This is a genomic window from Janthinobacterium sp. BJB301, from assembly GCF_002735685.1.
Taxonomy (GTDB): domain Bacteria; phylum Pseudomonadota; class Gammaproteobacteria; order Burkholderiales; family Burkholderiaceae_D; genus Janthinobacterium; species Janthinobacterium lividum.
On the sequence record NZ_PDZJ01000013.1, the window covers coordinates 1 to 1,862 of the forward strand.

General features: G+C 69.0%; 1 protein-coding gene. It reads right to left on the reverse strand.

The genetic code is table 11. From position 1 onward, the window contains the following. A partial coding sequence (locus CSQ91_RS28335) for an autotransporter domain-containing protein (protein ID WP_143451111.1) occupies window positions 1-1,862 on the reverse strand: 1,862 nt, incomplete at both ends.

Here is a 1,862-nt window from a genome sequence, read left to right on the forward strand (position 1 = left end):
TTCACGCCCAGCCCCGCCGTCCAGTTGCCCGTCTGCTGCGGCACCGTGCGGATCACGTACACGGGGCCGTCGGCCGCCAGGTCGGCATACGCCAGGCGCGCATCATCGGCGCCCTGGAACTGGTGCCGGTACTCGAGCCGCGCACGCGGGAACCACGTGCCCAGGCCACCCACATAGATGCCCTCGGCCCGCACGCCCAGCGCGCCGATGCGCGAACGCACCGTCTGCTTGAAGTAGCTCAGCGCGTTGATGCCCGCCGCCTTCTCCGTGTACGGATCGAGCTTGGCCGACATCAGTTCCACCCGGCCATACGGCGACCACATCCACGTTTCCTGGCGCATCTCGATGCCGCCCACCAGCGCGCCGAACACTTGCTTGCCGTCGCGCTCACCGGTGGCGAAACCGCTGCCATCGGTAAGGTAGCGCGACGCATCGTATTGCAGGGTACCGTAGCCGAGCACGCCGTCAAGGAAGACACCCTTGCTCGGACGCAGGCTGCCATACACGGCCGCCACGGCGCTGTCGGCCGTGCTGCGGCTGCCGTTCTGGCCCACGTCGCTGCGGTCATGGCTGAAGCCGGCGCCCACGCCCAGGGTCGCCAGGTCGCTGATGCGGTAATCGCCACCCACGCTCACGCCGTTGGTGCGGAAACGGAAGCCCGTGTCGCGGCCATTCACATAGTGCTGGCCGAAGTCCACCGCGCCGCCAAGCCACAACGCCAAGGCCTGCTTCTGCGTGTCCGGACGCTGCGGCATGTCCGGCAAGCCGTTCGTGGCACCGCTGACATCCACCTGTTGCCGGTCGCTGCTGAAACCGGCATCAGGCTGGCGCAGGGAAGCCTTGCGCATGAACGGTTTCACGGCCGTGCCGAACACGCGGTCCGCTTCCTGCTCCTGCCAGCGCGCCAGCGCCGCCGTCGGGTTGCCGCTGTCGTTCGGCGGCGTCAGGCTCAGGCCAAAGCTGGAACGTCCCCAGCCGTCGCCATGCAGGCTTTCCAGGCGCTGCGTGAAGTTCGACAGCTGCGCGCTGGCGAAACGCCGCGCCGCATCGGCTTGCGCCGCCTGCAAGCCGATCACTTCCGGATCGACCGACGGATCGCGGCGCGCCGTCACCGTCACGTTGACCACGCCCGGCTTCGAGGTGGCAAAGGCATTGCTCAGGGTGTAGCTGACCACCGCTGCGCCGGCAAACTTGCCCGACGCCGCAAAGCTCAGCTGGTACGACGGCTTGCCGGCCGTGCCCACGTCGCGCACCACCGCCTTGCCCGCCTCCGCCGGCGCCACGCTCAGTACATTCGCCGCCGTGAACGGACCGCCCGTGGCGCCCGCCGTCAGGTCCACATTGACCGTCAGGCCGGCCACCACCGTGGCGCTCTGGCTGGCCACCTGCGGCATCGGATTGACGGAAATCGTCGACGTCACCGGCGCCGAAGTGCCGAACACGTTCGACACGGTGTAGCCGATGCTGATCTGGCCACTGGTATTGATGCCTGGCGTGTAGACGATGTCCATGCCATTCACCACTGCCGTGCCGCTGGCCGGCTGCGTCGTGATGGCCACTGCCGTGAACGGGCCGCCCGTGGCGCCTTGCGTCACGGGCAGGGTCACCGGCGTGCCCGCCAATACCGTGACCGTCTTGGCGACAGGTACCGGCACCGGCTGCGGCGCCACCGTCACACTGACCGTCGCGGGCGCGGACGTGCCGCCCGGCCCGGTCGCCGTGTAGCTGAAGGCGTCAGGACCGAAGTAGTTCGCATTCGGCACATACGTCACCTTGAAGGAGCGGCCGCTGCCGCCCCCCGCCGCGCCGCTCGCCACCACCGTGACGCGCCCATGCTGCGGCGGCGTGACGATGGTCACATC